Origin of the sequence: Flavobacterium sp. (assembly GCF_003525665.1) — a bacterium.
Lineage (GTDB): Bacteria > Bacteroidota > Bacteroidia > Flavobacteriales > Flavobacteriaceae > Flavobacterium.
On sequence record NZ_DQDX01000065.1, the window covers coordinates 12720 to 14958 of the forward strand.

General features: G+C 25.5%; 2 protein-coding genes. Both read right to left on the reverse strand.

Annotated elements, in window-relative coordinates; genetic code table 11:
* Nucleotides 1-22: 22 nt before the first annotated feature.
* Nucleotides 23-1090: an acyltransferase family protein gene (locus DIU01_RS04525; protein ID WP_290832055.1), complete on the reverse strand. Its 1068-nt coding sequence runs from the start codon at nt 1088-1090 to the stop codon at nt 23-25.
* Nucleotides 1091-1674: 584 nt separating this feature from the next.
* Nucleotides 1675-2217 carry a hypothetical protein gene (locus DIU01_RS04530; RefSeq protein ID WP_290832056.1) on the reverse strand — a complete coding sequence of 181 codons (543 nt, stop codon included), beginning with the start codon at nt 2215-2217 and terminating at the stop codon, nt 1675-1677.
* Nucleotides 2218-2239: the final 22 nt, after the last annotated feature.

The window sequence follows — 2239 nt, forward strand, 5'->3', positions numbered from 1 at the left end:
ATATAAATGTCTATTTAATAAATTATCTGTTTCCGGTTATAATGCCATGAAATTTCGAAAAATTTCTTTTTAAAAAATTTCCTGTGAAATAAGAAAAAATAATAACTAAAATTGGTGCAATAAAATAAATTTCGATATAATTTATCTCTTTTTTACCAAGTATTATGAATAGTATTTTTTTAATTATTGTTAGCAAAGGTTCATGGGAAGCGTAAATAAAAAATGTGGCTGATGACATAGCTATTATTCTATTTATGATTTTTTCTTGTTTGACATACAATAAATCATAAACATTCCAAATAGAAATAATTCCTATAATTATTGAAATTTTATGCACAATCGTGTGAGCTATTACATTATACTCTAAAAATTTTAACATTAATGAAACTGCAAGAATTATCAACCACAACAAAAATAATAGAATAGCATGGTTCTTTAAAAAAACCATATTCCATTTCTCCTTATTAAAAGCTAAATATCCACCTAAACTATAAAAAAACAGCGCTTCAATAGAATTTTTTAGCACAGAAAAATCATAGTAAATCCATATAGAAAAAAGAAGTAACAGAGTCACTATTTTTAAATATTTAATGCCTAAAAACAATAAAGGTGACAATAGAACCAACACCATCAAGTCTCTTACAAACCATAATTGATAAGGAATTGGGTTGATAAAGATTGTGTCAATCCACTTTATTAAGCTGAAATCAACTAGCAACTCTTTTGTAAAATATGTTTTTATACCCGGAATATTTTGAAGTAAAAGATAAATAATTATTCCAAAAATTGACCAGAATAAATAGGGTATAAAAAGAGTTTTCACTCTTTTTCTTAATTTTAATTTTATCTCACTTAACGAGTTGTTATAATTCAAAAAAAATAAAAACCCCGAAAAAATAAAAAAAAAAGGTACTGCTATTCTGGTTAAACCATTAGATATATAATTTTCGATAAACCAAAAAATCGATTTTTCAAATACTATAACACTACCGTTTTGCTTTGTGTCAAAATTGTAAGAATGAAGAAATACTACCAAAATGATACTTATACAAGATATAGTTTTAATTTTATTGCTTAGGTAGCTATTCATATTAAAATAATAATTATTCTTACATTAAATGGGGTTTTATTTTTTCTCAAAATACTTATCGGTCAATACCATTCCTGATTTGTTGTTTTTTAAATTTGTAATAATTAGTCCTATTTGATATTTACCCGTAGAAAATTTTGATATTAATCCATTTGCATTAAATCCTGAATTACTCAAATCAAAATTGATGAAATAAAAAATAGATAACATCAACAATACCATGGATAAATAATGACCAAAAACAATTGCTCTAATTTTGGATTATTATCTCTATTGATGGCTACTTCTTTGACTCCAACAATATAAGAACTGTAATTTACAATCATTATTAAAATATATGCTAAGGATTGTCCAGTGTCAATCTTACCAACATTCTCAATACCACATGCGTAAATTAAATAAGGTATTACTAATAATGGACTTAAAAAATTTATTAACTGGCCAAAGCTATAAATTCTAAAATATGTAAATCTTTTAAATTTAAAAAACGATAAAATTTTTTAATAAATCATTTATAAAAAAATAAAAAAGCCATAATTTGACAATAACAATTTATGGCTTTTCTTTTAGATTTTATTTAATTTCTATTTTGCTAAAGTTGGTATTTCTGCAGCTTGAATAGATTGATTTGGATATAGTGATGGAGATTGTTTTACACCATCTTTTGTAACAGCTTTTACAATTCCAGTAGTTGCATCAAACGTACATTTAGAAGTGTCTGGAGTAAAGAAGGCCGCAATTTCCTGACCAACTAAAACTCTTGTTTTACCTAAATACTCAAATGTTATTTTCTTAATAACTATATCTTCCTGTTCTGGTTTTTGACCTAAGTCTAATCGTAATTGACTTGGGAAAACATCTACTGGTAACAAAAATTCAACTTTTTGTTCAGCATCAGCTCCTTTTACAACTTGCCAAACACCTTCTTTAAAATCAAGAGATCCATCTTCTGTGTATAGTAAACAAAAATTATCATCTTTCTTAACTACAACATCTACCGCAACTTTAAAAACATTTTTAGGTGCTTCTGCTTCATTTTTTTCTGCTTCTGTTGGAGTGCTTTCGTTTTTACAATTAACAAAAGCTAAACTCATCATTAACAATAAAAGTATACTTTTAAATTTCATTTGATATTTTTTAATAGATTAC

Coding starts and splice junctions, on each gene's coding strand:
- DIU01_RS04525 (WP_290832055.1), bottom strand. CDS start 1,090: ATGAATAGCTACCTAAGCAATAAAATTAAAACTATATCTTGTATAAGT.
- DIU01_RS04530 (WP_290832056.1), bottom strand. CDS start 2,217: ATGAAATTTAAAAGTATACTTTTATTGTTAATGATGAGTTTAGCTTTT.